This window comes from Pseudoblastomonas aquimaris (genome assembly GCF_035481675.1).
Lineage (GTDB): Bacteria > Pseudomonadota > Alphaproteobacteria > Sphingomonadales > Sphingomonadaceae > Alteriqipengyuania_B.
The window spans coordinates 1,164,873-1,189,158 of the sequence record NZ_JAYJJW010000001.1; the positions used below are offsets into that span (position 1 = coordinate 1,164,873).

The 24,286-nt window shown below is 66.7% G+C and carries 30 protein-coding genes; 23 read left to right on the forward strand and 7 right to left on the reverse strand.

Annotated features, from left to right (window positions below; genetic code table 11):
• Positions 1-28 precede the first annotated feature (28 nt).
• From VCJ71_RS05715 to VCJ71_RS05755, 9 genes are all read left to right on the forward strand, one after another.
• A complete protein-coding gene (locus VCJ71_RS05715) occupies positions 29-784 on the forward strand; it encodes a response regulator transcription factor (protein ID WP_324639737.1) in 756 nt (251 codons plus the stop codon).
• The gene (locus tag VCJ71_RS05720; protein ID WP_416379141.1) at positions 777-2,375 is read left to right on the forward strand and encodes an ATP-binding protein; all 1,599 of its coding nucleotides are present in this window, start codon (positions 777-779) and stop codon (positions 2,373-2,375) included. Before VCJ71_RS05715 ends, VCJ71_RS05720 begins: the two co-directional genes overlap by 8 nt.
• Positions 2,372-2,785, forward strand: a complete 414-nt coding sequence (locus tag VCJ71_RS05725; protein ID WP_324639738.1) for an HPr kinase/phosphorylase — start codon at positions 2,372-2,374, stop codon at positions 2,783-2,785. Before VCJ71_RS05720 ends, VCJ71_RS05725 begins: the two co-directional genes overlap by 4 nt.
• Positions 2,786-2,862: 77 nt before the next feature.
• Complete coding sequence (gene rapZ / locus VCJ71_RS05730; RefSeq protein ID WP_324639739.1) at positions 2,863-3,786, forward strand: RNase adapter RapZ; 924 nt, start codon at positions 2,863-2,865, stop codon at positions 3,784-3,786.
• Between the two features lie 76 nt (positions 3,787-3,862).
• Entirely contained in the window at positions 3,863-4,267 is a 405-nt protein-coding gene (locus VCJ71_RS05735; RefSeq protein WP_290135714.1) for a PTS sugar transporter subunit IIA, read from the forward strand.
• 28 nt (positions 4,268-4,295) lie between these two features.
• Positions 4,296-4,577: an HPr family phosphocarrier protein gene (locus VCJ71_RS05740; RefSeq protein WP_324639740.1), complete on the forward strand. Its 282-nt coding sequence runs from the start codon at positions 4,296-4,298 to the stop codon at positions 4,575-4,577.
• Between the two features lie 11 nt (positions 4,578-4,588).
• On the forward strand, positions 4,589-5,398 hold the full coding sequence (locus VCJ71_RS05745; RefSeq protein ID WP_324639741.1) for a TrmH family RNA methyltransferase: 810 nt from the start codon (positions 4,589-4,591) through the stop codon (positions 5,396-5,398).
• Entirely contained in the window at positions 5,391-6,047 is a 657-nt protein-coding gene (locus tag VCJ71_RS05750; protein WP_324639742.1) for an SEL1-like repeat protein, read from the forward strand. The genes VCJ71_RS05745 and VCJ71_RS05750 overlap by 8 nt, the downstream gene beginning before the upstream one ends.
• A 142-nt stretch (positions 6,048-6,189) precedes the next feature.
• Positions 6,190-6,912, forward strand: coding sequence for an META domain-containing protein (locus VCJ71_RS05755; RefSeq protein ID WP_324639743.1), 723 nt, complete (start codon positions 6,190-6,192; stop codon positions 6,910-6,912).
• A 4-nt stretch (positions 6,913-6,916) separates the two neighbouring features.
• Here VCJ71_RS05755 and VCJ71_RS05760 read toward each other — a convergent pair whose 3' ends face one another.
• Positions 6,917-8,320, reverse strand: coding sequence for a DNA recombination protein RmuC (locus tag VCJ71_RS05760; RefSeq protein WP_324639744.1), 1,404 nt, complete (start codon positions 8,318-8,320; stop codon positions 6,917-6,919).
• 95 nt (positions 8,321-8,415) lie between these two features.
• On the opposite strand from VCJ71_RS05760, the gene VCJ71_RS05765 reads away from it, so the two are divergent.
• On the forward strand, positions 8,416-8,814 hold the full coding sequence (locus VCJ71_RS05765; RefSeq protein ID WP_324639745.1) for a four-helix bundle copper-binding protein: 399 nt from the start codon (positions 8,416-8,418) through the stop codon (positions 8,812-8,814).
• A 78-nt stretch (positions 8,815-8,892) separates the two neighbouring features.
• Here VCJ71_RS05765 and def read toward each other — a convergent pair whose 3' ends face one another.
• On the reverse strand, positions 8,893-9,459 hold the full coding sequence (gene def / locus VCJ71_RS05770; protein WP_324639746.1) for a peptide deformylase: 567 nt from the start codon (positions 9,457-9,459) through the stop codon (positions 8,893-8,895).
• 32 nt (positions 9,460-9,491) lie between these two features.
• Positions 9,492-10,088 carry a recombination mediator RecR gene (gene recR, locus VCJ71_RS05775; RefSeq protein ID WP_324639747.1) on the reverse strand — a complete coding sequence of 199 codons (597 nt, stop codon included), beginning with the start codon at positions 10,086-10,088 and terminating at the stop codon, positions 9,492-9,494.
• 53 nt (positions 10,089-10,141) lie between these two features.
• Here recR and fmt point away from each other — a divergent pair, with 53 nt between their 5' ends.
• From fmt to VCJ71_RS05790, 3 genes are read left to right on the forward strand one after another with little or no spacing between them, the layout of a single operon-like run.
• Positions 10,142-11,050 carry a methionyl-tRNA formyltransferase gene (gene fmt, locus VCJ71_RS05780; protein ID WP_324640883.1) on the forward strand — a complete coding sequence of 303 codons (909 nt, stop codon included), beginning with the start codon at positions 10,142-10,144 and terminating at the stop codon, positions 11,048-11,050.
• Positions 11,047-11,817, forward strand: coding sequence for a tRNA pseudouridine(38-40) synthase TruA (gene truA / locus VCJ71_RS05785; RefSeq protein ID WP_324639748.1), 771 nt, complete (start codon positions 11,047-11,049; stop codon positions 11,815-11,817). Before fmt ends, truA begins: the two co-directional genes overlap by 4 nt.
• A complete protein-coding gene (locus tag VCJ71_RS05790) occupies positions 11,814-12,926 on the forward strand; it encodes a zinc-binding dehydrogenase (RefSeq protein WP_324639749.1) in 1,113 nt (370 codons plus the stop codon). Before truA ends, VCJ71_RS05790 begins: the two co-directional genes overlap by 4 nt.
• A 45-nt stretch (positions 12,927-12,971) precedes the next feature.
• Here VCJ71_RS05790 and VCJ71_RS05795 read toward each other — a convergent pair whose 3' ends face one another.
• Together VCJ71_RS05795 and cobS are read right to left on the reverse strand one after the other, a co-directional pair.
• The gene (locus VCJ71_RS05795; RefSeq protein WP_324639750.1) at positions 12,972-15,188 is read right to left on the reverse strand and encodes a transglycosylase domain-containing protein; all 2,217 of its coding nucleotides are present in this window, start codon (positions 15,186-15,188) and stop codon (positions 12,972-12,974) included.
• A gap of 62 nt (positions 15,189-15,250) precedes the next feature.
• On the reverse strand, positions 15,251-16,240 hold the full coding sequence (gene cobS / locus VCJ71_RS05800; RefSeq protein WP_324639751.1) for a cobaltochelatase subunit CobS: 990 nt from the start codon (positions 16,238-16,240) through the stop codon (positions 15,251-15,253).
• A 54-nt stretch (positions 16,241-16,294) separates the two neighbouring features.
• Between cobS and VCJ71_RS05805 the strand changes: the two genes are divergently transcribed.
• On the forward strand, positions 16,295-17,131 hold the full coding sequence (locus VCJ71_RS05805) for an oxygenase MpaB family protein (protein ID WP_324639752.1): 837 nt from the start codon (positions 16,295-16,297) through the stop codon (positions 17,129-17,131).
• Between the two features lie 4 nt (positions 17,132-17,135).
• Here VCJ71_RS05805 and VCJ71_RS05810 read toward each other — a convergent pair whose 3' ends face one another.
• The gene (locus tag VCJ71_RS05810; protein ID WP_324639753.1) at positions 17,136-17,819 is read right to left on the reverse strand and encodes a winged helix-turn-helix transcriptional regulator; all 684 of its coding nucleotides are present in this window, start codon (positions 17,817-17,819) and stop codon (positions 17,136-17,138) included.
• 87 nt (positions 17,820-17,906) lie between these two features.
• Here VCJ71_RS05810 and VCJ71_RS05815 point away from each other — a divergent pair, with 87 nt between their 5' ends.
• The 5 genes from VCJ71_RS05815 to VCJ71_RS05835 all read left to right on the forward strand — a co-directional run bounded on the left by VCJ71_RS05815 (position 17,907) and on the right by VCJ71_RS05835 (position 20,938).
• Complete coding sequence (locus tag VCJ71_RS05815) at positions 17,907-18,257, forward strand: DUF1428 domain-containing protein (RefSeq protein ID WP_324639754.1); 351 nt, start codon at positions 17,907-17,909, stop codon at positions 18,255-18,257.
• A 2-nt stretch (positions 18,258-18,259) separates the two neighbouring features.
• The gene (locus VCJ71_RS05820) at positions 18,260-19,063 is read left to right on the forward strand and encodes a VOC family protein (RefSeq protein WP_324639755.1); all 804 of its coding nucleotides are present in this window, start codon (positions 18,260-18,262) and stop codon (positions 19,061-19,063) included.
• Positions 19,064-19,068: 5 nt separating this feature from the next.
• Positions 19,069-19,692 carry a glutathione S-transferase family protein gene (locus VCJ71_RS05825; RefSeq protein WP_324639756.1) on the forward strand — a complete coding sequence of 208 codons (624 nt, stop codon included), beginning with the start codon at positions 19,069-19,071 and terminating at the stop codon, positions 19,690-19,692.
• Positions 19,689-20,147 carry an SRPBCC domain-containing protein gene (locus VCJ71_RS05830; protein ID WP_324639757.1) on the forward strand — a complete coding sequence of 153 codons (459 nt, stop codon included), beginning with the start codon at positions 19,689-19,691 and terminating at the stop codon, positions 20,145-20,147. The genes VCJ71_RS05825 and VCJ71_RS05830 overlap by 4 nt, the downstream gene beginning before the upstream one ends.
• A gap of 80 nt (positions 20,148-20,227) precedes the next feature.
• Positions 20,228-20,938: a hypothetical protein gene (locus VCJ71_RS05835; protein WP_324639758.1), complete on the forward strand. Its 711-nt coding sequence runs from the start codon at positions 20,228-20,230 to the stop codon at positions 20,936-20,938.
• Here VCJ71_RS05835 and VCJ71_RS05840 read toward each other — a convergent pair.
• Positions 20,935-21,537 carry a J domain-containing protein gene (locus VCJ71_RS05840; RefSeq protein ID WP_324639759.1) on the reverse strand — a complete coding sequence of 201 codons (603 nt, stop codon included), beginning with the start codon at positions 21,535-21,537 and terminating at the stop codon, positions 20,935-20,937. The genes VCJ71_RS05835 and VCJ71_RS05840 overlap by 4 nt on opposite strands.
• 43 nt (positions 21,538-21,580) lie before the next feature.
• Here VCJ71_RS05840 and VCJ71_RS05845 point away from each other — a divergent pair, with 43 nt between their 5' ends.
• Genes VCJ71_RS05845 through VCJ71_RS05860 form a run of 4 tightly spaced genes read left to right on the forward strand, consistent with a single transcriptional unit; the run spans position 21,581 to position 24,283 of the window.
• Positions 21,581-21,874: a BolA family protein gene (locus tag VCJ71_RS05845; RefSeq protein ID WP_290135749.1), complete on the forward strand. Its 294-nt coding sequence runs from the start codon at positions 21,581-21,583 to the stop codon at positions 21,872-21,874.
• A complete protein-coding gene (locus VCJ71_RS05850) occupies positions 21,871-22,581 on the forward strand; it encodes a glutathione S-transferase (protein WP_324639760.1) in 711 nt (236 codons plus the stop codon). Before VCJ71_RS05845 ends, VCJ71_RS05850 begins: the two co-directional genes overlap by 4 nt.
• A gap of 8 nt (positions 22,582-22,589) precedes the next feature.
• On the forward strand, positions 22,590-23,480 hold the full coding sequence (locus VCJ71_RS05855; protein WP_324639761.1) for a pirin family protein: 891 nt from the start codon (positions 22,590-22,592) through the stop codon (positions 23,478-23,480).
• On the forward strand, positions 23,477-24,283 hold the full coding sequence (locus tag VCJ71_RS05860; protein ID WP_324639762.1) for an SDR family NAD(P)-dependent oxidoreductase: 807 nt from the start codon (positions 23,477-23,479) through the stop codon (positions 24,281-24,283). The genes VCJ71_RS05855 and VCJ71_RS05860 overlap by 4 nt, the downstream gene beginning before the upstream one ends.
• Positions 24,284-24,286: the final 3 nt, after the last annotated feature.

Sequence of the window (24,286 nt, forward strand, 5' to 3'; positions counted from 1 at the left end):
GGGCCTGCCGCGCTATCTCCGGCGGACGATGGAAACCGACACCCCCGAACTGGCCCCCGGCGCCGCGTCCGGCGCCGACAACCGCGTCATCGCGCTGGTCGACGACGACCGCAACATCCTGACCACGCTGGCGATAGCCCTGCAGGCCGAAGGCTTCGTCACCCGCCTCTACACCGACGGCGAAACGGCGCTGAAGGCCTTGCTGGAAAACCCGCCGGACCTGGCCGTGTTCGACATCAAGATGCCCAAGATGGACGGGATGGAACTGCTCGCCAAGCTGCGCGAACATTCCGACCTCCCCGTCATTTTCCTCACCAGCAAGGACGAAGAGGCGGACGAGGCGGCCGGCCTTGCCATGGGCGCGGACGATTACATCGCCAAACCCTATAGTCAGCGCCTGCTGCTGGCCCGCATCCACGCGATCCTGCGCCGCAGCGGATCGCCCGCCCATGCCGGCCCGCACGGCGACGAAGACGGCTCCGGCGTCGTTACCCGCGGCCGCCTGGGCATGGACCCCGCGCGCCACCGCGTGACGTGGGACGGGGTGCCGGTGGCCCTCACCGTGACCGAATTCCTCATCCTCGAAGCGCTCGCCCAGCGTCCCGGCGTCATCAAGAGCCGCAACCAGTTGATGGACGCGGCCTATCCGGACGACATCTTCGTCGACGACCGGACGGTGGACAGCCACATAAAGCGCATGCGGCGCAAGTTCCGCGCCAAGGATCCGGAATTTTCCGGCATCGAGACGCTTTACGGTGCAGGATACAGCTTCTCCGGTGCGTGAGCCTGCCGAGACCGGGCTCGACCCGCACGATCCGGGCCGGATCGCGCCCCGCTTCGCGCGTTTCGACCTTGCCCGAGGTGCCTCGCTTACCACACGCATCCTGCTGCTCAACATCATTCCCATCGCGCTGCTTGCCGGCTCGGTCTTCTACCTCGACAGCTATCGCCGCCAGTTGACGGGCGAACGGTTCCGCCTGGCGCAGGTGGAAGCCCAGATCATCGCCGAGGCCTTGGCCGGCGCGTCGCAGGAACGCCAGGAGGCGCTGCTGATCCAGATCGGCAAGGAACAGCAGCTGCGCATTCGCCTCTACGATCCCGAAGGCGTGCTGACGCAGGACAGTTTCGTCCTGGGCGAACCCGCCTACACGCTCGACGACCCGACCGACGACAGCTGGGTCGAACGCTGGGGTCGCTCGCTCGACGCGGGCATGGATGCAATGCTGGGCGCGCCCCCGGTGCCCGACTATGTCGAGCCGGAGACCGACGATGCGGAAGACTGGCCCGAGCTCGCCGAAGCGCGGCGGCAGGGCATCACGCAGCTGCGCCTGCGCTATGCCCCCGACCGGACCCCGGTGATAACCGCGGCCGCGCCGGTGGGCCTCGAGGGCGCGACGCTGCTGCTCAGCCGCAACCCGCGCGACATCGTGCAATCCGTGCGCGACGCGCGCGGCCTGATCGCCGCGCTGATCGGGGTGGCCTTCCTCGTTTCCATCATGATCTCGCTGTACCTCGCGCGAACCATCGTCGAGCCGCTGCGCCGGCTTGCCCGCGCCGCCGTGCGCGTGCGGCTGGGGCGCGAGCGCGGCGTCGTGGTCCCGCGCATGAGCGAGCGCGGCGACGAGATCGGCATCCTCGCCCGTGCAACCTCCGATATGACCGAGGCGCTGCGCCAGCGGATCGATGCCGTCGAGGCCTTCGCCGCCGATGTCGCGCACGAGATCAAGAACCCGCTCGCCTCCCTGCGCAGCGCCATCGAGAGCCTCGGCACGGTCGACGACCCGGCCCTGCGCCGCCAGCTCAACGACATTGCCGCCCACGACGTGCGCCGGATCGACCGGCTGGTGACAGAGATTTCCGATGCCAGCCGCATCGAGGCGGAAATGTCGCGCACCGAGTTCGAAGTCATCGACCTCGACCGGATGGTCCGCAACCTCGTCGCGGCGCGCGATCGGCGTGACGAAAACGAAGGCCGCGAGGTCGCTATCACCCTGCACGACGGCCCTGCCTACATCCAGGGGGTTGCCCTGCGGCTGGAGCGGGTCATCGGCAACCTCCTCGACAACGCGGTCTCGTTTTCGCCCAAGGGTGGCAGGATCGACATCGATATCACGGCGGAAGGCGAGTTCGTCGAACTCAACGTCTGCGACCAGGGCCCCGGTATCGCACCCGAAGCGCGCGAGAAGGTCTTCACCCGGTTCCATTCGGTGCGGCCGGACAGCGAACAGTTCGGCAACCACTCCGGCCTCGGCCTCGCCATCGCGCGGACCATCGCGGAAGCGCATGACGGCACGCTGACCGTCGGCGACCGGGCGGACGGAGGAAGCGGGGCCTGCCTCACCCTCGCCCTCCCCGCCGCCGACAGCGCGCGATGACCGTCAGGCAGGCCGGCGCCATCCTGATCGACGGGCGCGTGCTGCTGATCGAAGGCCCGGCGGGCAGCGGCAAGTCCACCCTCGCCCTCCAGTTGCTCGACCGCGGCGCGACGCTGGTGGGCGATGACGGCATCACGCTCAGCGATCTCGGCGAAACCCTGTGGGCCGCGCCTCCGCCCAATACCGCCGGCCTGATCGAATTGCGCAATGTCGGCCTGGCCCGAAAACCCGTCGGCGAAGGACCAGTTGCGCTGGTGCTGACCCTTACCGCAGAGGCCCCGCGTTTCGTCGATACAGCCGGCGGGATCGACCTTCTCGGCCGCTGCATCCCCCACCTCCTGTTCGACCCCGCGATCCCGGCGGCGGCCATCCGGGCGGAGCATGCGCTCGCCCGCTACGGCCTTGCCTGAAGCCTGTCCTCGTTCGGAACAGCGTCGCCACTTCGCCCTTCCATTTCGCCGCCAAGGCGCGCAAGCCCGCCCTCCCCATGGTGTCCGATTCGACAACCGCCCCGGCTGCCCAGCCGATCCTCCTCGTCACCGGACTGTCCGGCGCCGGCAAGACCACGGCCCTGCGCGAGCTGGAGGACCTGGGCTGGGAGACCATCGACAATTTCCCCATCCGCCTGCTTAAGAACCTCGTCTCCGGCAAGGAAGCGGACGAGCATCGTGCCCCGCTTGCCATCGGCTTCGACGCCCGCACCCGCGGCTTCGTGCCGGCCAAGATCATCGAGCTGGTCAAGACGCTGTCGACGCGGCCCGATCTCGAAATCTCCACCCTCTACATCGACTGCGACGATGCGGAGCTGGAACGGCGGTATAACGAGAACCGTCGCCGCCACCCGCTGGCGGACGGCGTGCCGGTGACCGAAGCCATCGGCATGGAGCGCGAACTGCTCGCCCCGCTCAGGCGCTGGGCCGACCTCGTCATCACCACGACCAAGCTCAGCACGAATGCGCTGCAGGAAACGATCCGGGAGCGTTTCGCCGGGGCCACCGAAGATGCGATGGTCGTCACCGTGACCAGCTTCGGCTTCGCCCGCGGGATGCCGCCCGTCGCCGACCTCGTCTTCGACATGCGCTATCTCGACAATCCCCACTGGGTGGAGGGGCTGCGCGAACAGACGGGGCTGGACGAAGCGGTGGCGCGGCACATCCAGGCGGACCCGGCTTTCGATGAAACCTTCCCGCAGATGTGCCACCTCGTGCTCGATTTGCTGCCGCGCTATCGCGACACCGGCAAACGCTATGCCACCATCGCCTTCGGCTGCACCGGCGGGCGCCATCGCAGCGTCTATTCGGCCGAGCGGATGGCCGCCGCCCTGCGCGACGAGGGGTTCGAGCCCACCGTCGTCCACCGCAACCTCGGCTCGCGCGCGGCAGGGCTGGTAGAAGGCAGTTCGAGCCTGTAATGGCCGCCGCTTCACCTTCCAGCCAGCAAGCCCGCGATAGGCTTTGGCCATGCAGATTGACGAGTGCGCGTAACCGATGATCGGTCTAATCCTGGTAACCCACGGCCGCCTGGCCGAAGAATTCGTCGCCGCGATGGAACACGTGGTCGGCGGGCAGGACCGCGTCGCCACCGTGTGCATCGGGCCGGAAGACGATGTGGAGGAACGGCGGCAGGACATCCGCACCGCGATCGGCAAGGTCGACATCGGCGACGGTGCGATCATCCTCACCGACCTGTTCGGCGGCACGCCCTCCAACCTCGCAATTTCGCTGCTGGAGGCGGGCCGCGTGGAAGTGGTTGCCGGTATCAACCTGCCGATGCTCATCCGCCTGGCCGGCGCGCGCAAGAACCTGTCCATCGGCGAGGCGGTCAAGGCGGCACGCGATGCCGGGCGCAACTACATCACCGTGGCTAGCGAATTCCTCGCGGCCGAGGCATAGTCCGCTGCCGAGGGGGAACCACGCAGCCATGGCCGACACCGCAAGCGAACGCGTCGTCATCGAAAATGTGAAGGGCCTGCACGCCCGCGCCAGCGCCAAGTTCGTCGGCGCGGTCGCCGGCCTGCCCGATGGCACGCAGGTGACGGTCGAGAAGGACGGGGTTTCCGCAGGCGGCGGTTCGATCCTCGGCCTGATGATGCTGGGCGCGGCTAAGGGCGACGAGGTGACGATCACCGTCGCCGGCCCGGAAGCGGACGTCGCGGTCATGCGGCTCGTCGGCCTCGTGAAAGATCGCTTCGGCGAAGATTGAGGCGAAGGGCCATGCGCCGCGAAATCACCGGTTTTTCCAATCCGACGGTCAAGTACCTGCGGTCCTTGCGCGACAAGAAGTACCGCCGGCGCCAAGGGCGTTTCCTCGTCGAGGGGCTGCGCCTGCTCACCGATGCGCGCGAAAGCGGGCGCCTCCCGGAAATGCTGGTGATGGCCAGGGGCCGCGATGCGCATCCGCTGCTGGACGAGCTGGAACGCGCGGTGGATGCGGGCGGCGGCGAGGTGATCGAGACCACGCCCGATATCCTTTCCAAGATCACCGGCAAGTCGAACGCCCAGGCGGTCGCGGGCGTGTTCGCGGAGTGGGACACCTCGCTCGCGCAGATCGACCGCACCGCCGCGCCGATCTGGCTGGTGGCGCAGGCGCTGCGCGATCCCGGCAACCTCGGCACGATGCTGCGCACCTGCGACGCGGTGGGTGCCGGCGGGCTGATCCTGGTCGACGATTGCGCCGATCCGTTCAGCGTGGAGGCCGTGCGCGCAAGCATGGGCGCCGTCTTCACCCAAGCCATCGCCCGCGCCACATGGGGCGAATTCCTGCCCTGGCTGCGAACGGGCGATGGCCAGCTCGTCGCCGCGTCGCTGCGCGATGCCGTGCCCTATCGCGGCGCGCCGTATGCGGCGCCGTGCTTCCTCCTCGTCGGCAACGAGTCGCAAGGCCTGCCCGAAGCCTATGAAGCCGCCTGCGACCTGCGCGTCACCATGCCCATGCGCGGCCGCGCCGACAGCCTCAACGCCGCCATCGCCGGCGCCGTGCTCGCCTACGAAGTGCTGGCGGGTTTGGGTCTGGACAGTGTTTGACGGTATTCGGGCCGAAGCGGAGCGCCGCAACACGGTGCTCTGGAACCTCGTTGGAAAAATCGATGAACAGTGCGACAACACGTGGCTTGCGTGGGACGCCCTTACGTCGGACGTAAAAGAACTCGGTTCTCGGGCACACGACCTTTGGCCTGAGGACCCAGCTGCGTCGCTAGCACTTTACGAGGAAGCTGGGGCCGGAGGACATCCTTATGCCATGGTCTGGGCCGGATGGTGTTTTACCATCGGCAACGCGGTTCGACCTGACCACGACCGCGCGCACGAATTTTTCTCGCAAGCGATGAGCGCCGGATCGTGGATGGCGACCACCTATCGGGCTCGTCTGTACGACCGGCAAGAGAAGCGGGACCTGGCGTTGGGGCTGCTAGAAGACGGCGTGAAGGTGGACCACCTCGCCTCATATTTCTGGTTAGCCTGGTTGCGCTGGAGATACGAGCCCACTCGCAAGACGGCGCAAGCGATCCGACCCTTTCTCGATCACGCGATCCGCGACGGACACCCCGGCGCCCGTTGGCTGTTGGCAAAGCTCATGATGCGCGGCCAATACGGCCTGCGCAGGATTCCGGAAGGAATGCGGAACGCAGCTAAGCTATCAGCCGAATGCGCTTTGATCGCGCAGCAGGAAACATAGAATTCGGGAGGGCAAGCGCACTGTCGCTGCTCGCTCCTCCCATCGCCGCCCATCGCAGGTTCATCGAAATCCCCCTTTGCTTGCCTTTCCCCATCCTGCACCACCGCCAGTGCGACGACAAGCACGCCCGGGAGAGCCCGCCATGAACCGCCTTGCCGCCACCATCGCCCTTGCCGCGCTGGCCCCGTTGCTGTGGGCCTGCCCGCCCAAGCCGCCCGTCAGCTACCTACCGAAAAGCCCGGAGGCCTCCACCGCTTTCGGGCAGGAACCGGCGTGGACGCTGACCATGGACCGGGAGCGCTTCTCCTTCGCCAGCGAGGAGCTCGGCATCGCGCGCAGCGGCACGTGGGACACAGCGGAAGAGGTCGCCTTTCGCAGCTGGCGCTATGCCATGGAAGACATCGTGGTCGATTTCCTGCCAGGTCACTGCACCGATCCGGTGGACGGGCAGCGCTATTACAACGCATATCGCGTGACGGTGGACGGCCGGGATCTGCGCGGATGCGGCGGCGCGAGCCTGCCGCCGGCCGACCTTGCGGGCAGCAGCTGGCGCGGCGACAAATGGATCGGGACCCACGGCGACCGCCGCGACTTTGCCGGCTCGCTCGCCTTTGCCGGCGGGCGGGTGACCGGCAGCACGGGATGCAACCGCATCGAGGCGGATTACAGCGTTGCAGGCAGCATCATGACCGTCGGCCCCATGGGCGTCACCGAAATGGCCTGCAGCGGCGACATCGCGAAAAACGAGGCCGCGATGTTCGACATCCTGCGCAGCGGTCCGGTGATCGGCTTCGATGGGGACGGCAACCTCGTCCTGTCGCAGCCGAGCACGGGCCGCAGCTTGACGTTTCGGCCGGCCGGGTAACGCTCTACTCCGCCGCTTCCCGCCCCTCGCCGCTGGCGTCTTCGATCCGCGCTGCGTCCTCGGCGTTATAGCGCGGGGTTGCTTCCACCTTCGGGACTTCCTCGATCTGGCGCTTGCCGATCTCGATGCCGCGTTCGGCGAGGCGGCGGCCTGACGTGAGCACGTTGCGTTCGAAACTGCCGACGAACTTGTTGTAATTGTTGACCGCGGTTTCCAGCCCGCCGCCCACGCGCTTCATGTGTTCGGCGGCCACGGCGAGCCGGTCGTAGAGCTCCGCCCCGGCCTTGCCGATCTCCACCGCCTCGCGCGCGATCGTGTCCTGCCGCCAGACCTGCGCCACGGTGCGGGCTATGGCGACGAGGTTTGTGGGCGTCGCCAGCAACACCTTGTTGTGAAAGGCAAAATCCCACAGGTCGGGATCCGCCTCCAGCGCGGCGGCGACGAAATGTTCGCCGGGGACGAACATCACCACGTAATCGGGCGCTTCGTCGAACTGGCTCTGGTAGCTCTTGGTGCCGAGCGTCTGAACATGGCCGCGCATCGATTTCGCGTGCATTGCCAGCTGCCGGCGTTTCTCGTCATCGTCGTCCGCCTCGAACGCGGCCTGATAGGCGTTGAGGGAGACCTTGGCGTCGATCACCAGCTTCTTCTGCCCCGGCACGTTGACGATGGCATCGGGGCGCAGCCGGCCCTCGTCCGTGTCCATCGAATGTTCGAGGATGAAGTCGGTGTGTTCGGCCAGGCCCGCCTGTTCCAGCACGTTCTGCAACGCCCGCTCGCCCCAGCGCCCGCGCGCCTTGGGGGCATTCGTCAGGCTGTTGCCGAGCCGCTGCGCTTCCTTGCGCACCTCCTCCTGCGAAACGCGCATCCCCTCGATCTGCTGGTGCAGGCGAGAGAAAGCATCGGCGCGCTGCCGCTCCAGCGTGCCGACCTGTTCCTCGTATTTCTGCAGCCGGTCGTTCACGGGCTTGAGGAGGTTGGCGACCGCTTCGGTGTGCTTCGCCTCCGCCTCGCCCAGCCGCGTGGTCGCTTCGGTGCTGAAGCGTTCGCGCGCAGCCTCCAGCACCTTGGCGCCGGTGTTCTCGAATTCCTTGAGCAGGTTGGCGCGACTTTCTTCCAGCAGGCGCTTCTGCTCCGCGAAGCCGGCGGCCTGCGCTTTCAGCCCGGTGAGCTCGTCACGCGCGGCATCGAGCCGGGCGGCGAGATCGTCTGCCCGCGCGGCGCGTTCGGACATGGTGGCAAGCTCCGGCGCCATCGCCTTCGCCCGCTCGTCCGCGTCGGCCGCGCGCGCTTCGGCCGCGCCGTGCCGCTCCTTCCACTCCGCAATCGGGCGGGAGCCGGCGAACCAGCCGATCCCTCCCCCGATAAGCAGGGAAAGCAGCGCGACGATCAGCAGGGTGACTTCCATGCGCGGAACATATTCGGAACGCGAGCCCTTGCCAAGCGCCGCGGCGGAACCAATCCCCCGCCCCGTTCGCTCCCCAGTCGAAGAGGAGAAAACACATGTCGATCAAGGAAATGATTTCCGAACACCCGCAAGTGGGCGCCGATTACAACGAACAGCTGGGCGAGGCGATCAAGCATGCGATGTACGGCGCGGCGATCATGAACAGCTGCGCCGATGCCTGCAGCGCGGAGCCGGGCGACATGTCGCGCTGCATCCGCCTGTGCAGCGATGCGTCCGACGCCTGCACCGCCTATTATCGCATCGCCAGCCGCCGCACCGCGGGCAACGTCACGGTCATCAAGTCGCTGTCCGAAGCGGTCATCATCGCCTGCAAGGTCTGCGCGGAAGAATGCGCGAAGCACGACAACGCACACTGCAAGCGCTGCGAGCGGATGTGCCGCGAAGTGGTGGAAGACGTGGTCAAGGCGCACGAGGGCATGGTCGAAGCGGCCTGACCTGAACCGCGACACAAACAAAAAGCCCCGCCAGAAACGGCGGGGCTTTCTTGTTAGTCCATCTGGGAGCCTACGTCGTCACGCGGCGCGGCGAAGCTTCTCCAGCTTCTTGAGCGCCATCTTGCGCTTCAGCTTGCTCAGGTGGTCGATAAACAGGATCCCTTCGAGGTGGTCCATCTCGTGCTGCAGGCAGGTCGCCAGCATGCCTTCGATGTCTTCCTCGTGGCTATTGCCGTCCAGGTCCTGGTAACGCACCCGGCAGGTCGCGGGGCGTTCGACGTCGGCATAGATGTCCGGCACCGACAGGCAACCTTCCTGGTATGCCGCCATCTCATCTGCCGGGGCGAGGATTTCGGGATTGATGAAGACCAGCTTCTCGTTGATCACGGGGTAATGTTTGTGCCCGCACTCGCCGTCGCCGCAATCTTCGGGCTCGGCGGTCTCGTCGGGTCGCTGCAGGTCGATCACCAGCACGCGCTTGGGCACGCCCACCTGGATCGCGGCAAGGCCGATGCCGTGCGCGGCATACATGGTTTCGAACATGTCATCGACGAGCAGCTTGAGCTCGTCATCGAACTCGGTGACGGGTTCGGACACGGTCTTCAGCCGGGGGTCCGGCACTTCGAGGATTTCGCGGATAGCCATGCGGGGGCAGATAGTCGCTCGCCGCGGGGTTTTCAATCCACCGGCCGCCGCGCGCGCAATGCCTGGGCGAGCGTGCCTTCGTCGAGGTAATCGAGCTCCCCGCCCACCGGCAGGCCATGGGCCAATTGCGTGATGCGGACGGGTTTCCCCTCCAGCCGCTCGGCGATGTAATGGGCGGTCGTCTGCCCTTCCAGCGTGGCGTTCATGGCGAGCACGATCTCGTCGATGCCGCCCTGCTCGACCCGCTGCATCAGGCTGGCGATGTTGAGATCCTCCGGCCCCACACCGTCGAGCGCGGAAAGCTTGCCGCCCAGCACATGGTAGCGCCCGGTGAACAGCCGCGCCCGGTCGAGCGCCCACAAGTCCGCCACGTCCTCCACCACGCACAGGCTGCGGGAATCGCGCTTCGCATCGGCGCAGATGCCGCACGGGTCGGTGGTGTCGACATTGCCGCAGGTCGAGCATTCGACCAGCCGCTCGCCCACTTCGGCCAGCGCCTCGACCAGCTGCGGCAGGGCGCTGTCGCGGCGCTTCACCAGCCACAGCACCGCCCGACGCGCACTGCGGGGCCCCAGCCCGGGAAGCCGTGCCAGCGCGCCGGTCAGCCGTTCGATCTCTTGCGATGCCATGGGCCGGGAGATAGGGCCGCGAACCTCGATTGGCAAAAACAGAAACACACGCAATGCGCATCATCTTCATGGGAACGCCCGATTTCGCGGTGCCGAGCCTCACGGCCCTCGCCCGCGCCAATCACGAAATCGTGTGCGTCTACACCCAGCCCCCGCGCCCGGGCGGGCGGCGCGGCAAGCAGCTGACGAAGACGCCGGTCCATGTCGAGGCCGAGCGGCTGGGCATCGAAGTGCGCCACCCCGCCAGCCTGAAAAGCGCCGAGGCGCAGGCGGAATTTGCCGCGCTGGAGGCGGAACTGGCGGTGGTCGCGGCCTATGGCCTGATCCTGCCGCAACCCATCCTCGACGCGCCGACGCGCGGTTGCATCAACGTCCATGCCAGCATCCTGCCCCGCTGGCGCGGTGCCGCGCCGATCCAGCGCGCGATCCTGGCCGGCGACGAGGGCACCGGCATCACGCTGATGCAGATGGAAGCCGGTCTCGACACCGGCCCCATGCTGGCCACCGTGCGCACGCAGGTGGAGGACAAGACCGCGGGCGAACTGACGGACGAACTCGCACAGCTGGGCGCGCGGCTGCTGGTCGGCCAGCTGGAGGACCTCGATGCGCTGCGCCCGATCACTCAGGAGGATGAGGAGGCGACTTACGCCGCCAAGATCGACAAGGCAGAGGCACGAATCGACTGGGGCGCGGAGGCCGCAACAGTGCTGCGGCAGGTGCGCGCCTTTACCCCTGCCCCCGGCGCGTGGTTCATGCTGGGCGAGGACCGGGTGAAGCTGCACGCGGCCGAACTGGCGCAGGGCACCGGCGCGCCGGGCGAAATCCTCGACCAAACCATGACCATTGCCTGCGGCACGGGCGCAATCCGCCCGCTGCGCCTGCAAAAGGCAGGCAAGCCCGCTATGGAGGTGGACGAATTCCTACGCGGCAATGCGGCAGAGCCCGGGACGCAGCTTTCTTGACCCGCTACGCCCTTACCATCGAATTCGACGGCGGGCCGTTCCAGGGCCTGCAACGCCAGAAGCACGGGCCGAGCATCCAGGGCGCGATCGAGGCGGCGGCGCACCGGCTCACCGGGGAAGACGTCACGCTCTACAGCGCCGGGCGAACCGACAGCGGGGTCCACGCGCTGGCGATGGTCAGCCACCTCAACCTGGAAAAGGACAAGGATCCCTTCCGCCTGATGGAGGGTCTCAACGCGCATTTGCGGCCCGATCCCATCGTCGTGACGGACTGCCGGATCGTGGACGGGGACTGGCACGCCCGCTTCTCCTGCACCGGGCGGCGCTACCTCTATCGCATCCTCAACCGCCGCGCGCCGCCCGCGCTGCTGAAAGGCCGCGTATGGCACCAGCCGCGCCCGCTCGACGAAGATGCGATGCACGACGCGGCGCAAGTCCTCGTCGGCAAGCACGATTTCACCACTTTCCGCAGCGTCAATTGCCAGTCCGACAGCCCCGTTAAGTCGCTCGCGCTGCTGGATGTGGAGCGCGTGGGCGAGGAACTGCATATCCACGCCGCCGCGCGCAGCTTCCTCCACCACCAGGTCCGCTCGATGGTCGGCTGCCTTGCGCTGGTCGGGCTCGGCCAGTGGAACAAGGCGAAGCTGGCAGAGGTTCTGGATGCACGGGATCGCCAGCAACTGGGCCTCAACGCCCCCGCCCACGGATTGTATTTCGTGGCCGCAACCTATCCAGACGACAACGATAAGCAGGAGAAAACCGCATGAGCACCACCGGCAAGCAACTCTTCACCACGCTGGAATCCGACGGCAGGCTGACGGTCGAGATCGCCGACACCACTTTTCCCGACCCGACCGGCAACCAGGTGCTGGTGAAGATGGAAGCCGCGCCGATCAACCCGAGCGACCTTGCCATCCTGACAGGGGCCGCCGATTTCGAGAATGCGGAATACTCGCCCGGCAAGGTGGTCGCCAGGATGCCGGAGCCGTTCAACACCGGCTCGAAAGCGCGCCACGGCCAGCGTCTGCCCGCCGGTAACGAGGGCGCAGGCACGGTCGTTGCTGCGGGCGACGGCGAGATGGCGCAAGGCCTGATGGGCCAGCGCGTCGCCTGCGTACCCGGCAGCGCGTTCAGCCAGTACGCCATCGCCGATGCCGCCATGTGCCTGCCGCTGGGCGACCACAGCGCAGAGGCCGGGGCATCCAGCTTCGTCAACCCGATGACCGCGCTCGGCTTCGTCGAGAATGCGAAGATGGACGGGCAGAGGGCGATCCTGCACACGGTGGGCGCATCGAACCTTGGCCAGATGCTCAATCGCATCTGCCAGGAAGACGGGATCGCGCTCGTCAACATCGTGCGCAAGGCTGATCAGGCGGAATTGCTGAAATCGCAGGGCGCGGAGCATATCGTGAATTCCTCGGACGAGGATTTCATGGCCCAGCTGCGCAGCGCCATCGAGGCGACGGGCGCATTCTACGGCTTCGATCCCATCGGCGGCGGCCAGATGGTCGACCACTGCTTCAAGGCGATGGAACAGGTCGCCGTGGCCCAGATGAGCGAATACAGCCGCTACGGCTCCAACCAGGCGAAGCGGATGTTCATCTACGGCCGGCTGGATTTCGGGCCGACGGTCCTGACCCCGGCATACGGCTTCGGCTGGACCCTGTCTGGCTGGCTGCTGACGCCGTTCCTGCAAAGCGCTGGCATGGAAACCGTGATGCGGATGCGCAAACGCGTGCTCGACAACCTGACCACGACCTTTGCCAGCAATTACAAGGAAAAGGTCGACCTGGAAGGCATGCTGACCAAGGAAGCGATCCTCGACTACCGCCAGATGAAGACGGGCGAGAAATACCTCGTCACCCCGAACGGGTAAGCACCAGGGGGCGAGCGGGTCCCGGCCTTCGCCGGGGCCCGCGCTCTACCGCTCCAGCCGCTGCAATTCTTCCTCCAGCCGCGCGGGATCGACTTCGCGCGGCGCGTCGCGCGGCGCATCCCGCTGGCCAGGGTTGAGGCGCACGCCGTCGCGGTCGATCCGGACATCGATGGGCACGCCTTCGATCTCGGTACGGATATTCGCGCCCTCGCCGTCAACGCCCAGCGTCGCGCCGTCACCCAGGGGGATGTCGCCGATATCGGGCACGTCGAGCGGCTCGATCGGGCCGCCGGGGTCGGTCTGCTGCGGCGAGGGACGCGGCGCGGGCGCGGTTCCGGCTTTTGCGCCAACCATGAAGTCGCGCCAGATGCGCGCGGGCAGGCCGCCGCCGGTCACGCCGTTGAGCGGCGAGTTATCGTCATTGCCGATCCACACGCCCACGACCAGCCGGCTCTCCCCTTCCCCGGCATAGCCGACGAACAGCGCGTCGCGGTTGTCCTGCGTAGTGCCGGTCTTGCCGAAATTCGGCCCCGCCAGCGTGGCCGCGCGGCCCGTCCCGGTGTTGATCGCCGCGCGCAGCATCCTTTCGATCTGCGTAAGGTCGCTGGAATAGAATTCGCCGCGCCCGCTCGTCAGCCAGTCGAACCAGCCCGCTTCTTCCGCCCTGAATGCGCGCGGTTCGACCGGATAATCGTTGCCCGCGACCGCGGCATAGGAGGCGGTCAGTTCCATCAGCGTCATGATGGATGTGCCGAGCGCGAGGCTGGGGTCGCCCTCCGCCATCGGCGAGGACACGCCCAGCCGCTGCGCCATTTCGATCACATTTTTGCTGCCGATGTCCTGCAACAGGCGCACGGCGGCCACGTTGCTGGATTGGGCAAAGGCCTGCTCCAGCGTCAGCGTGTCGGAATAGCGGTTGGCGTAGTTCTTCGGGCGATAGCTGCCGGTGGTGAAGGCGGTGTTGTCGATCGTATCCGTCGGCTCCGCCCCCGCTTCCAGCGCGGCGAGATAGACGAACAGCTTGAAGGTGGAACCCGGCTGGCGCTTCGCCTGCGTGACGCGGTTGAACGCACTTTTCGAGTAATCCTTGCCGCCGACCATCGCCACGACCTCGCCATTCGGCCGCATCGCGACCAGCGCGGCCTGCGCCCCGCCCAGCGGCGCGCGCTCCACGATCCGGCGGGCGAGGTTCTGGAGCCGGCTGTCTAGCGTGGTGGTCAGCGTCTGCCGGTCGTAGCCGCCCTGGGTCAGCTTGCGCGCCTGCGGCAGCGCCCAGTCCGCGAAATAGGTGCCGGTCGGCACATCGCGCTTGGTGCGAACGTCCAGCCGGGGCAGCGGCATCGCATCGGCCTCCGCCTGCGTAATATAGCCCGCGTCGGCCATCGCCTGCTTGACCATCCCCATGCGCCGCACCGCCCGGTCCCAGTGCCGCGTCGGCGCATAGGCGGACGGCGCCTGCACCAGCCCGGCCAGCATCGCCGCCTGTTCGGGCTTCAGCTTTTCCGGCTGGCGGTAGAAATAATGCAGGCTCGCCGCGCGCAGCCCGTACACATTGTCGCCGAAATAGGCGTTGGAGAGGTAGCGGCTGAGGATCTCGTCCTTGGTCAGCCACGCCTCGAGCCAGAAGGCGATCAGCGCCTCGCGCGCCTTGCGGGTCAGCGTCTGCTCGGGAGTGAGGAAGGTGAACTTGGCGAGCTGCTGGGTGATCGTGCTCCCCCCGCCCACCCCGGTCCATGCGGCGCGAGCGATGCCCTTGGGCGAGATGCCCCAGTGGTCGTAGAAGCCGCGATCCTCGATGGCGAGGAAGGCGCTGGTCACATGGTCGGGCAGCTTCGCCGCATCGACGGGCTTTTCCACCTCCGCCCCGTTGCGCGCGATCGGCGTGCCGTCTGCGGCCAGCAGGGTGATTTGCGGCGGCACCACGGGCTGGAGCGATTTCGACAGCGGCGCGGTGATCGCGAGATAGGCGACTAGCAGCAGGAAGGTGAGCAGGATGCCGGCGACGATCCGCACCGCCCACCAGCGCTTCCGCCGCCCGAACCAGAAGCGCTTCTGCCACCAGCGGTCGCCTGCGTGGTCGATCCTGCAATCATCGGGTCCGCGCGGCTCGTCGTCGTCATAGCCCAGCGCGGCATCGAACCGGCGGAAATCGACGCGCTCCTGCGCTTTGCCTGCGTAACCGTAATCGTCCGGCAACTGCCAGCCGCCGCCGCTGCGATCGGCGTCGTCCCGGCTGCGGGAGAAAAGCGACCAGATACCCATTACGCCTACTGTATTACACGTTTAACACAGCGGGTGCGAGGATTTTCTCGGCGCGCGGACTGTCAGGCGCTGCCGACCACGCTTTCGGGCAGGTCGGTGTTGAACACGCGCTGATAGTATTCGGCCACCAGGCTGCGCTCCGCTTCGTCGCACTTGTTGAGGAAGGTGAGGCGGAAGGCGAAGCCCACGTCGTTGAAGATCGCCGTGTTCTGCGCCCAGTTGATTACCGTGCGCGGGCTCATCACCGTGGAAATGTCGCCGGTCATGAAGCCCTGCCGCGTCAGATCCGCGACCTTTACCATGTCGCCGATCAGCTTGGGATCGGTGTCTGGGTTCTTGGCCGCGACGATTTCCGTCTCCGTCTCGTGCGGCAGGTAGTTGAGGCCGACCACCAGGCTCCAGCGGTCCATCTGGCCCTGGTTGATCGCCTGCGTGCCGTGATACAGCCCGCTCGTATCGCCAAGGCCGACGGTGTTGGCCGTGGCGAACATGCGGAACCACCTGTTCGGGCGGATCACGCGGTTCTGGTCGAGCAGCGTCAGCTTGCCTTCCGTTTCCAGCACGCGCTGGATCACGAACATCACGTCGGGGCGTCCGGCATCGTATTCGTCGAACACCAGCGCGGTCGGCGTCTGCAATGCCCACGGCAACAGGCCTTCGCGGAATTCGGTCACCTGCAGCCCGTCGCGCAGCACGATGGCATCGCGCCCGATCAGGTCGATGCGGCTGATATGGGCGTCGAGGTTGATGCGCACGCACGGCCAGTTGAGGCGCGCCGCGACCTGTTCGATATGGGTCGACTTGCCGGTGCCGTGATAGCCCTGCACCATCACGCGGCGGTTGTGGGCAAAGCCCGCCAGGATCGCCAGCGTTGTGTCCGGATCGAACACGTAGTTCGCGTCGAAATCGGGCGTCCGCTCGTCCGCTTCGGAAAAGGCCGGCACTTTCATGTCGATATCGATGCCGAAGGTTTCCCGCACGTCGACGGTGATATCGGGCTCGGCAAGGACGGTCTGGCCGCCGTGTTCGCTGGTGCTGGTCATGTCGTTCATCGCGAGGGGCGACCTAGGCATTTATCCGGCGAACGCCAACCCTATATTGGCCCCATGCCGCCAACGCTCCCTTCCGAAGCCATCCGCCGGCGCGTGGTCGACCACGTGCGCGGCTTCTTCAACGAGGATGGCCAGGGGGAGCCGCCGTCCGACGACGCGCTGTTCGAACGCGACACGCCGATCCGCATGGTCCACGCCGATATCGTCGGCATGATGGTGGGCGGAATTCGCGGCTTGCTCCTGCAGATGCTCCACCCCCATGCGCTGCAGGGCGTGCTCGACCATTCGGATTTCCGCGCCGACATGCACGGGCGGCTGCGGCGTACCGCACGCTTCATCGCCACCACCAGTTTCGGACACCGCGACCGCGCGGAGGCCGCCATCGCGCGGGTCAATCGCATTCACGAGGTCGTGAAAGGCACGCTGCCCGACGGCACGCCCTACTCCGCCCGCGATCCGCGCACGCTGGCCTGGGTGCACGTGGCAGAGGCGGACAGCTTCCTTGCGGGCTATCTCGCCTATGCGAAGCCGGCCTGGCCGATGGCGAAACAGGACGAGTATTTCCGCCAGTTTGCAGAGGTCGCGCGGCGGCTGGGCGCAGATCCGGTGCCGGAGACGCGGCGCGAGGCGGACGCCTTGCTACGCGATTTCCGGCCGGAACTGAAAGCGACGCCCGAAGCGCGCGAGGTCGCCCGCCTGGTGCTCTCCCAGCGGCCCGAAGGCACGCCGCGCGCGGTCCAGCGGGCCGTCGGCCAGGCGGCGGTAGACCTGCTGCCCGCCTATGCGCGCCAGATGCTGGGGCTGAAAAGCGGCGGCCTTGCGGTCTTGCCCGCCCGCGCGATGACCCGCGGCATCGCGGGCGGTTTGCGCTGGGCTTTCCGGCAAGGCTGAGGCGTCAGGTCATCTTGGCCGGAAGCTCGAAGATCGCGGCGAAGCGCAAGGCCGCCTCCCGGTCGCCCTCCACAGAAACGCCGACGTCTTCGGGCGCCACGTTGCCATAAAAGATCGCCGCCAGCTGCGGTGCTTCGGCGGCGTCGAACACGGCATCGCATCCGTCGAGCGGCCCGCGCGATGCGACGAGCACCCCGTCGGCCAGTTCACCGACCAGCCGGTCGCCGGGAAAGCGGAAGCCGATGCGTGCCGACTGCCCGGCCGCCTTGGCGGGGTCGAACATCGTGCGCAGCGAGAGCATGAGGGACACCGGCGAGAGCGGCAGCGTGGGATCGTGATCGCCCGACATCGCCGCCCAGCGCCCCAGTTCCTGGATCAGCGGCTCCGCCCGATAGCCCCACTCGGTAAGCTCGTAGACGCGCGCGGCGACCGGCGGCTCCATCTGCCGCTTCACCAGCACACCGGCGCTTTCGAGGTTGGCCAGCCGCTCCGTCAGCACCTTGGCGGAAATACCCGGCAGGCTGGCGCGCAGGTCGGAAAAGCGGCGCGGGCCCAGCATCAGTTCGCGCAGGACGAGCAGCGCCCAGCGCTCCCCCACCACCTCCATAGCGAAAGCGGTACCGCAGGCATCGTTGTACCATTTGCCGTGGGCGCCCTGCCCGGCTTTGGTTTCTTTTTGTAACTTCACTGTTGCAAAAGGTAACTACTGCCGCAATGCTTATCAAGTGCCGAGTCGCGGCTTTGTTCAGGGGCGCGGAAGTTTGGGAGAATTTTCATGTACATCAATGGTTTCGTGGCCGCAGTTCCCGCCGATAACAAGCAAGCCTACAAGGAAACGGCCGAGAGGTTCTGGGACATCGTGAAGGACTGGGGTGCCATCACGCAGATGGAATGCTGGGAAGTGGACGTCGAAGACGGCCACACCACCGATTTCCGCCGCGCGGTTAAGGCGGAGGACGGCGAGAAGATCGTCTTCGCCTGGGTCATCTGGCCCGACCGTGAAACCGCGAAGGCCGCCGAGCAGAAGATGATGGAAGACCCGCGCATGGAAGGCTGGGACATGCCTTTCGACGGCAAGCGGATGATCTTCGGCGGATTCGAAACCCTCGTCCACAAGGGGAAATGACGATGGGCGCGCCGCAAGGGGACTTCATCTGGTACGAATTGATGACCGACGACGTTGCGGCGGCAGGCCGTTTCTACGGCGACGTCATCGGCTGGCGCTTTGCCAGTGACAACAGCGCGCCGCCGGGCACGGTCGATTATCGCATGATCGAGCGCAGCGACGGGAAGATGGCGGGCGGCGTACTCGCCCTTACACCAGAAATGAAGGACGGCGGCGCCAGGCCCGGCTGGTTCGGATATGTCCACACACCCGATGTCGACGGCGCGGCCAGGCGCTTCGTCGATGCGGGCGGCACCATGTTCATCGAACCGCACGACATGCCGGGGGTCGGCCGCATCGCCTTCCTGTCCGATCCGCAGGGCGCGCCGATCTACATGATGAAGCCCCAGCCCCCTTCGGGCGATCCCGACGCCCAAAGCGACGTGTTCTCGGTCGATCAGCCGCAGCGGTGCCGGTGGAACCAGCTGATGACCACCGATACCGGTGCCGCACTGGCGCTGTATCGCGAAGTGTTCGGCTGGGGCCAGGAAGGCGGCATGCCGATGGGCGAGATGGGCGACTACCTGTTCCTGCAGAACGGCGATGTCACCTTCGGCGCGCTGATGCCGAAGATGGACGATGTGCCTGCCCCGGTGTGGAGCTATTTCTTCGGTGTCGACGATATCGACCGGGCCGCGAAGGCGGTCGAGGCCGGTGGCGGCAGGCTCGATACGCCGGTACAGGAGATCCCGGGCGGCGAGTTCTCCGTCCATTGTTTCGACCCGCAAGGCGCCGGCTTCGGGTTGGTCGGACCGCGCAAGGAGTAGACGCCATGGCAGAATTCACCTTCTTCACCAATCCGATGAGCCGGGGCGCGATTGCGCATTGGGCGCTGCTCGAAGTGGGGGCGGATTTCGAATACGCCTTCGTAGACTGGGGCGACAAGCCGCAGGCGCTGCTCGATGCCAACCCGATGGGCAAGGTGCCGACGCTGGTCCACCACCACGGCGACCATGACCACGTGGTGACCGAGGCTGCCGCGATCTGCCACTATCTGGCCGAAACCCACCCTGACGCGGGCCTGCTGCCGAATGCGCACAAGAAGGCCGACTATTTCCGCTGGCTGTTCTTCGCCGCCGGGCCGATCGAGGCGGCAGTAACGAGCAAGGCCATGGGCTGGGAAGTCCCCGACGACAAGCGCGGCATGGCCGGTTTCGGCACTTACGAACTTGCGGTCGATACGCTCGACAACTGGCTGTCTTCCCACGACTATGTCTGCGGCAAGACCTTCACTATGGCGGATGTCTATGTCGGCAGCCAAGTCGACTGGGGGCTGATGTTCAAAAGCCTGCCGGACCGCGACAGTTTCAAGGCCTATGCCGAGCGACTGCAGCAGCGCGAAGCCTACCGGAAGGCGCGCGCGATCGAGGCCGAGCAGCGCGGGGACGCGGCGTGAACGAACTATCCGTTTCGCGCTTCATCGCTGCGCCGCCGGAAAAGGTGTGGGATGTCCTCGCCAACCGGCAGGAGGAATGGTGGTGCCCTGCCCCGTGGAAGGTCCGGCTGGACAAGCAGGACAAGCGCGTCGGCGGGGCCTGCGACATGACGATGCTCGGCCCCGATGGCGAGGAAATGCCCAATCGCGGAATTTACCTCGAGTGGGACGAGGGCCGCCGTTTCGTGACGACCGACGCGATGACCGAAGGTTTCGTGCCGGCGGAGCCGTTCATGGTCGGCACGTGGGAAATCGGGCCGGCAACCGAGGATGGCGTTGCGGGCACACGCTACACCGCCTCCGCCCGCCACTGGAGCGAGGAAGCGCGCAGGAACCACGAGGAAATGGGCTTCGTGGAGGGTTGGGAAGCCTGCGCCGCGCAGCTCGCCAACATCTGCGAAGGCGAAAGCGGCTGACCGTCACCCGTCGCTGCCGGTAACCCGGTTTTCACCGCTTGCGTCTAATCTCACCCCCGCCAGACACGAGGGGGTTTGCAATGGCATTCGGGCGCAAGGTGACATTCGGCCGCAAGCAGCAGAGCATGGCGGAGCTGCAGGCGATGATGCGGGAGCCGGACGCAGACGGCATCGCGCGGGTCTTCCCCAAGGAACTGTGGGACGATCCGGCGATCGGCAAGCTGCTGCGCGATGTAGGCATGAACCCGGATGACGAGCGCAACATCATACGTTCCGCCGACGACTGGATCGCCACGTTCAAGGCCGCCGAACAGCGCCTGGCCGAGCGCACCGTCGCCTTCAGCCGCGAGATGGAAGCGCGCCACGGCTATTGCCGCGCCATGCCGCTGCTGGTGATCGGCCGCGACATCTACAACGGCGAACACGGCGCCTTCCTTTATGCCCAGATGGACCTGATCGGGTTCGACGACTGGAACGTCATCTGGTGCGCGGCCGACCAGCAGACCAAGGACGCCTGCGGCCTTCCCGGCTATCCGTTCGACCTGCCGCAGCTGACAGAAGCGGTGCTGACCCGCGTGAAGGACTGGCACAACCGCCACGAATTCATCCTGGAAACCTTCGGCATCACCGCGACCGGCGGCATGGGCATCTCCCGCCAGAAATACGAGCGCGAGACGGCGAACATCCGGCAGGAAATCCTGGACTGGGTGGAAAGCATGAAATCGCGCATCGTGGGCGAACTCGACCGGATGCAGCGCGGCTACACCCCGCCGGAAGGCGAGGCCGCCTAGGCCAGCGCCGTGCTCTCGCGCAGCAGCTTGTAGGCATCGACGACCCGGGACAGCCGCACCTCGTGCGTACGGTCCCCGCCGTTGCGGTCGGGGTGGTACCGGCGCACGAGCTCGCCATAGCGGCGGCGCAGCGCCCGGCGGTCGATATCGCGGGACAGGCCCATGACATCCAGCGCCTGCACCTCTGCGCGGGTGAAGCGCCCGCCGCCCGGCATCGGCCGCGCGGTGGCGGCGCGGCGTCCGGCGGCGTCGCGAATGCCCTCCGCACGGGCGCCGATGGCATCCAGGGGATCGGTAAAGTCGGCCCAGCGCGGCAGGCCGTCCTCCCCCACCCCGGCAAAGGCGCGGGTGACGTCTTCCCACCCGGCGGTGGTGCCTTGCGCGTGGAAGATCTCGTCCGCGCTCATCCCTTCGAAGAAGTCGTAGCCCGCATTGTGCGCGCGCACGTGGTCGAGGCACATCCAGCGCCAGCTGCCCGGCCCGTCGAAGCCGTGGCCTTGGGTGCCCGGCGCACGGAATTCTCCCGCCTCCTCGCACCCCGGAACGGCGCACAGGCGCCCGTCCGCTTCGTATCGTCCATGGAACTTCGTCTGCCTCACGGGCATAGGATGGGGGCACGACCCACGAAAAGGAACCCCCGCCATGGCACCCCGTCCCGAAGCAGGCCCGCTCGAAAGCGAAATGCACGCGATCCTGGAAGAGGCTTTCGCGCCGCTCCACCTCGCGGTGATCAACGACAGCGCGGCACATCACGGCCATGCGGGAGACGACGGCTCGGGAGAATCGCATTTCACCATCGAGATCGAAAGCGCCGCCTTCGCCGGGCAGAGCCGCGTGGCGCGCCACCGGCTGGTCAATGCCGCGCTGGGTGACATTCCCGGCACGCGGGTCCATGCAGTCGCGCTGAAGACCTGGGCACCGGGAGAGCGGCCATGAGCTATGATTTGTGGTACTGGCCCGGCATACCCGGACGCGGCGAGTTCGTGCGCCTTCCGCTAGAGGCTGCAGGCATCACCTATCGCGACCGCGCGATGGAAGACGGAATCGACGCGCTGACCGAGGACATGAAGCAGCGCAGCGGTATAAAGCCATACGCTCCGCCCTATATCGTGACCGAGGAAGGGCTGTGCATCGGCCAGACCGCGCATATCGTCAGCTGGCTGGCAGACCGGCACAATTTCGGCAGCGAGAACGAGTCGGAAGCTCTTCAGCTGATCCAGCTGCAACTGGACATTTCGGACTGGGTCGAGGAGGTTCACACAACCCACCATCCCATCGCCACGTCGAAATATTTCGACGAACAGAAGGATGCGGCGATCGCCCATGCCAAGGATTTTCGGGATAACCGGATCCCCAAATATGCGGCCCATTTCGAAACCGCCCTGTCGGCGAACGACGGCCCCTTCGTGTGCGGTGCGCGGTGGAGCCACGTGGACACGTCACTGTTCCAGATGATGGAAGGCCTGGAATACGCGTTCCCGAACAGGATGGCCGCGCTGCGCAAAGACTATCCGCGACTGAAAGCGTGCTGCGATGGCGTGTCCGAACTGGACGGCATCGCCGCATACAAGCGCTCCGACCGCGCGCAGGCCTTCAGCGAAGACGGCATTTTCCGCCACTACCCCGAACTGGACCCGGAATGAGCAGCCCGATGTCAGACCTATTCTACCAGACCATCACGCCGACGACCCACGATCTCGGCGATTTCAAGGTTCGCCGCGCGCTGCCGGGGCGGCCGCGGACGATGGTGGGGCCGTTCATCTTCGTCGACCAGTTCGGGCCCGCCGATCTCGACATCGGCAGCGGGATGGACGTGCGCCCGCACCCGCACATCAACCTCGCCACCGTGACCTGGCTGTTCGAGGGCGCGATCGACCACCGCGATTCCATCGGCAGCTTTTCCACCATCCGGCCCGGCACGGTGAACCTGATGACCGCCGGCACCGGCATCGTGCATTCCGAGCGCAGCCCGCAGGACGAGCGTGACAGGGGACCAAAGCTCTACGGCATGCAGACCTGGCTCGCCCTGCCGGACGGGCAGGAAGAGATCGCACCGGCTTTCGAAGCAATCAGCGATCTTCCGGTCGTCGAGGACGATTGCGCCAAGGCAGTCGTCATCATGGGCGAGCTGTGGGGCAAGCGCGCCGCGACCACGACCCATGCGGAGACCATCTATGCCGAGATCGTGCTTGCAGGCGGCGGCAGCCTGCCGATCGACGCCGGGGCGGACGAACGCGCGGTGATGCTGGTGGGCGGGGAAGCGAGCCTCGATGGCGAAGCGCTGGAGCTCTACACGCTCTATGTCCTGAAGCCCGGCGAGGCGATGACACTCACGTCGCAGACCGGCGGACGGGCGATGCTGCTGGGCGGGGAAGCCTTTGCGACGCAGCGACACGTATGGTGGAATTTCGTCAGCAGCGACCGCGAACGCATCAACCACGCGAAGGAACAGTGGCAAAGCGGGGCCTTCCCCAAGGTCCCGGGTGACGAGGAAGAATATATCCCCCTGCCCGACGTGCCCAAGACGGTGAGCTACCCATGAGCGGCAGCGTCTGGATCACCGGCGCCTCGTCCGGCATCGGCCGCGCGCTGGCTCTCGCATGGTCGCAGGCGGGCGAGCCGGTCATCCTCTCCGGCCGCAACGTCGATGCGCTGGACGCAACGGCGGCGGAGTGCGCGTCCGACACGCTTATCCTGCCGTTCGAGGCGACCAACCGGGCCGCGATGGAAGAGGCGGTCGAGCAGGCCAAGGCATGGCAGGGCGGCGTCGGCACGCTGGTCAACAACGCCGGGATCTCCCAGCGTAGCCGGGCGATCAACACGCGCCTGTCGGTTTACCAGCACATCGTCGACATCGATCTGATGGCCCCCATCGCGCTGACGCAGGCGCTGCTCCCGCACATGGTGGAGCGGGGATCGGGGCGGCTCGTCTTCATCAGCTCCATCGCCGGCAAGGTCGGCGTGCCGATGCGTAGCGCCTATTGCGCAGCGAAGCACGGCCTGATCGGCTATGCCGATGCGCTGCGGGCGGAGCTGTCACAATCGGGCGTGGACGTCCATGTCGTCGCGCCCGGATCGGTCGCCACCGACGTCAGCCGCAATGCCTTGTCGGGCAGCGGCGCGGCGCGCGGGCGCAGCGACAAGGTGATCGACAACGGCATCCCGCCCGCCGAGGCCGCCCTGGCCATCTTCGACGCCATCGGGCGCGGCGAGCGCGAGATCATCGTCGCGCGCGGGGTGGAGGAACAGATGGGCGAGGCGCGCCGCACCGAAGATGCCATGTTCGACCAGATGGCCGCCATGGTGGCGAGCGGCTACATGGAAAAGATGGAAGCGGAGGATTGAGCG

Coding starts and splice junctions, on each gene's coding strand:
- VCJ71_RS05715 (WP_324639737.1), top strand. CDS start 29: ATGGAAACCGACACCCCCGAACTGGCCCCCGGCGCCGCGTCCGGCGCC.
- VCJ71_RS05725 (WP_324639738.1), top strand. CDS start 2,372: ATGACCGTCAGGCAGGCCGGCGCCATCCTGATCGACGGGCGCGTGCTG.
- rapZ (WP_324639739.1), top strand. CDS start 2,863: ATGGTGTCCGATTCGACAACCGCCCCGGCTGCCCAGCCGATCCTCCTC.
- VCJ71_RS05735 (WP_290135714.1), top strand. CDS start 3,863: ATGATCGGTCTAATCCTGGTAACCCACGGCCGCCTGGCCGAAGAATTC.
- VCJ71_RS05740 (WP_324639740.1), top strand. CDS start 4,296: ATGGCCGACACCGCAAGCGAACGCGTCGTCATCGAAAATGTGAAGGGC.
- VCJ71_RS05745 (WP_324639741.1), top strand. CDS start 4,589: ATGCGCCGCGAAATCACCGGTTTTTCCAATCCGACGGTCAAGTACCTG.
- VCJ71_RS05755 (WP_324639743.1), top strand. CDS start 6,190: ATGAACCGCCTTGCCGCCACCATCGCCCTTGCCGCGCTGGCCCCGTTG.
- VCJ71_RS05760 (WP_324639744.1), bottom strand. CDS start 8,320: ATGGAAGTCACCCTGCTGATCGTCGCGCTGCTTTCCCTGCTTATCGGG.
- VCJ71_RS05765 (WP_324639745.1), top strand. CDS start 8,416: ATGTCGATCAAGGAAATGATTTCCGAACACCCGCAAGTGGGCGCCGAT.
- def (WP_324639746.1), bottom strand. CDS start 9,459: ATGGCTATCCGCGAAATCCTCGAAGTGCCGGACCCCCGGCTGAAGACC.
- recR (WP_324639747.1), bottom strand. CDS start 10,088: ATGGCATCGCAAGAGATCGAACGGCTGACCGGCGCGCTGGCACGGCTT.
- fmt (WP_324640883.1), top strand. CDS start 10,142: ATGCGCATCATCTTCATGGGAACGCCCGATTTCGCGGTGCCGAGCCTC.
- VCJ71_RS05790 (WP_324639749.1), top strand. CDS start 11,814: ATGAGCACCACCGGCAAGCAACTCTTCACCACGCTGGAATCCGACGGC.
- VCJ71_RS05795 (WP_324639750.1), bottom strand. CDS start 15,188: ATGGGTATCTGGTCGCTTTTCTCCCGCAGCCGGGACGACGCCGATCGC.
- cobS (WP_324639751.1), bottom strand. CDS start 16,240: ATGAACGACATGACCAGCACCAGCGAACACGGCGGCCAGACCGTCCTT.
- VCJ71_RS05805 (WP_324639752.1), top strand. CDS start 16,295: ATGCCGCCAACGCTCCCTTCCGAAGCCATCCGCCGGCGCGTGGTCGAC.
- VCJ71_RS05815 (WP_324639754.1), top strand. CDS start 17,907: ATGTACATCAATGGTTTCGTGGCCGCAGTTCCCGCCGATAACAAGCAA.
- VCJ71_RS05820 (WP_324639755.1), top strand. CDS start 18,260: ATGGGCGCGCCGCAAGGGGACTTCATCTGGTACGAATTGATGACCGAC.
- VCJ71_RS05825 (WP_324639756.1), top strand. CDS start 19,069: ATGGCAGAATTCACCTTCTTCACCAATCCGATGAGCCGGGGCGCGATT.
- VCJ71_RS05835 (WP_324639758.1), top strand. CDS start 20,228: ATGGCATTCGGGCGCAAGGTGACATTCGGCCGCAAGCAGCAGAGCATG.
- VCJ71_RS05845 (WP_290135749.1), top strand. CDS start 21,581: ATGGCACCCCGTCCCGAAGCAGGCCCGCTCGAAAGCGAAATGCACGCG.
- VCJ71_RS05850 (WP_324639760.1), top strand. CDS start 21,871: ATGAGCTATGATTTGTGGTACTGGCCCGGCATACCCGGACGCGGCGAG.
- VCJ71_RS05855 (WP_324639761.1), top strand. CDS start 22,590: ATGTCAGACCTATTCTACCAGACCATCACGCCGACGACCCACGATCTC.
- VCJ71_RS05860 (WP_324639762.1), top strand. CDS start 23,477: ATGAGCGGCAGCGTCTGGATCACCGGCGCCTCGTCCGGCATCGGCCGC.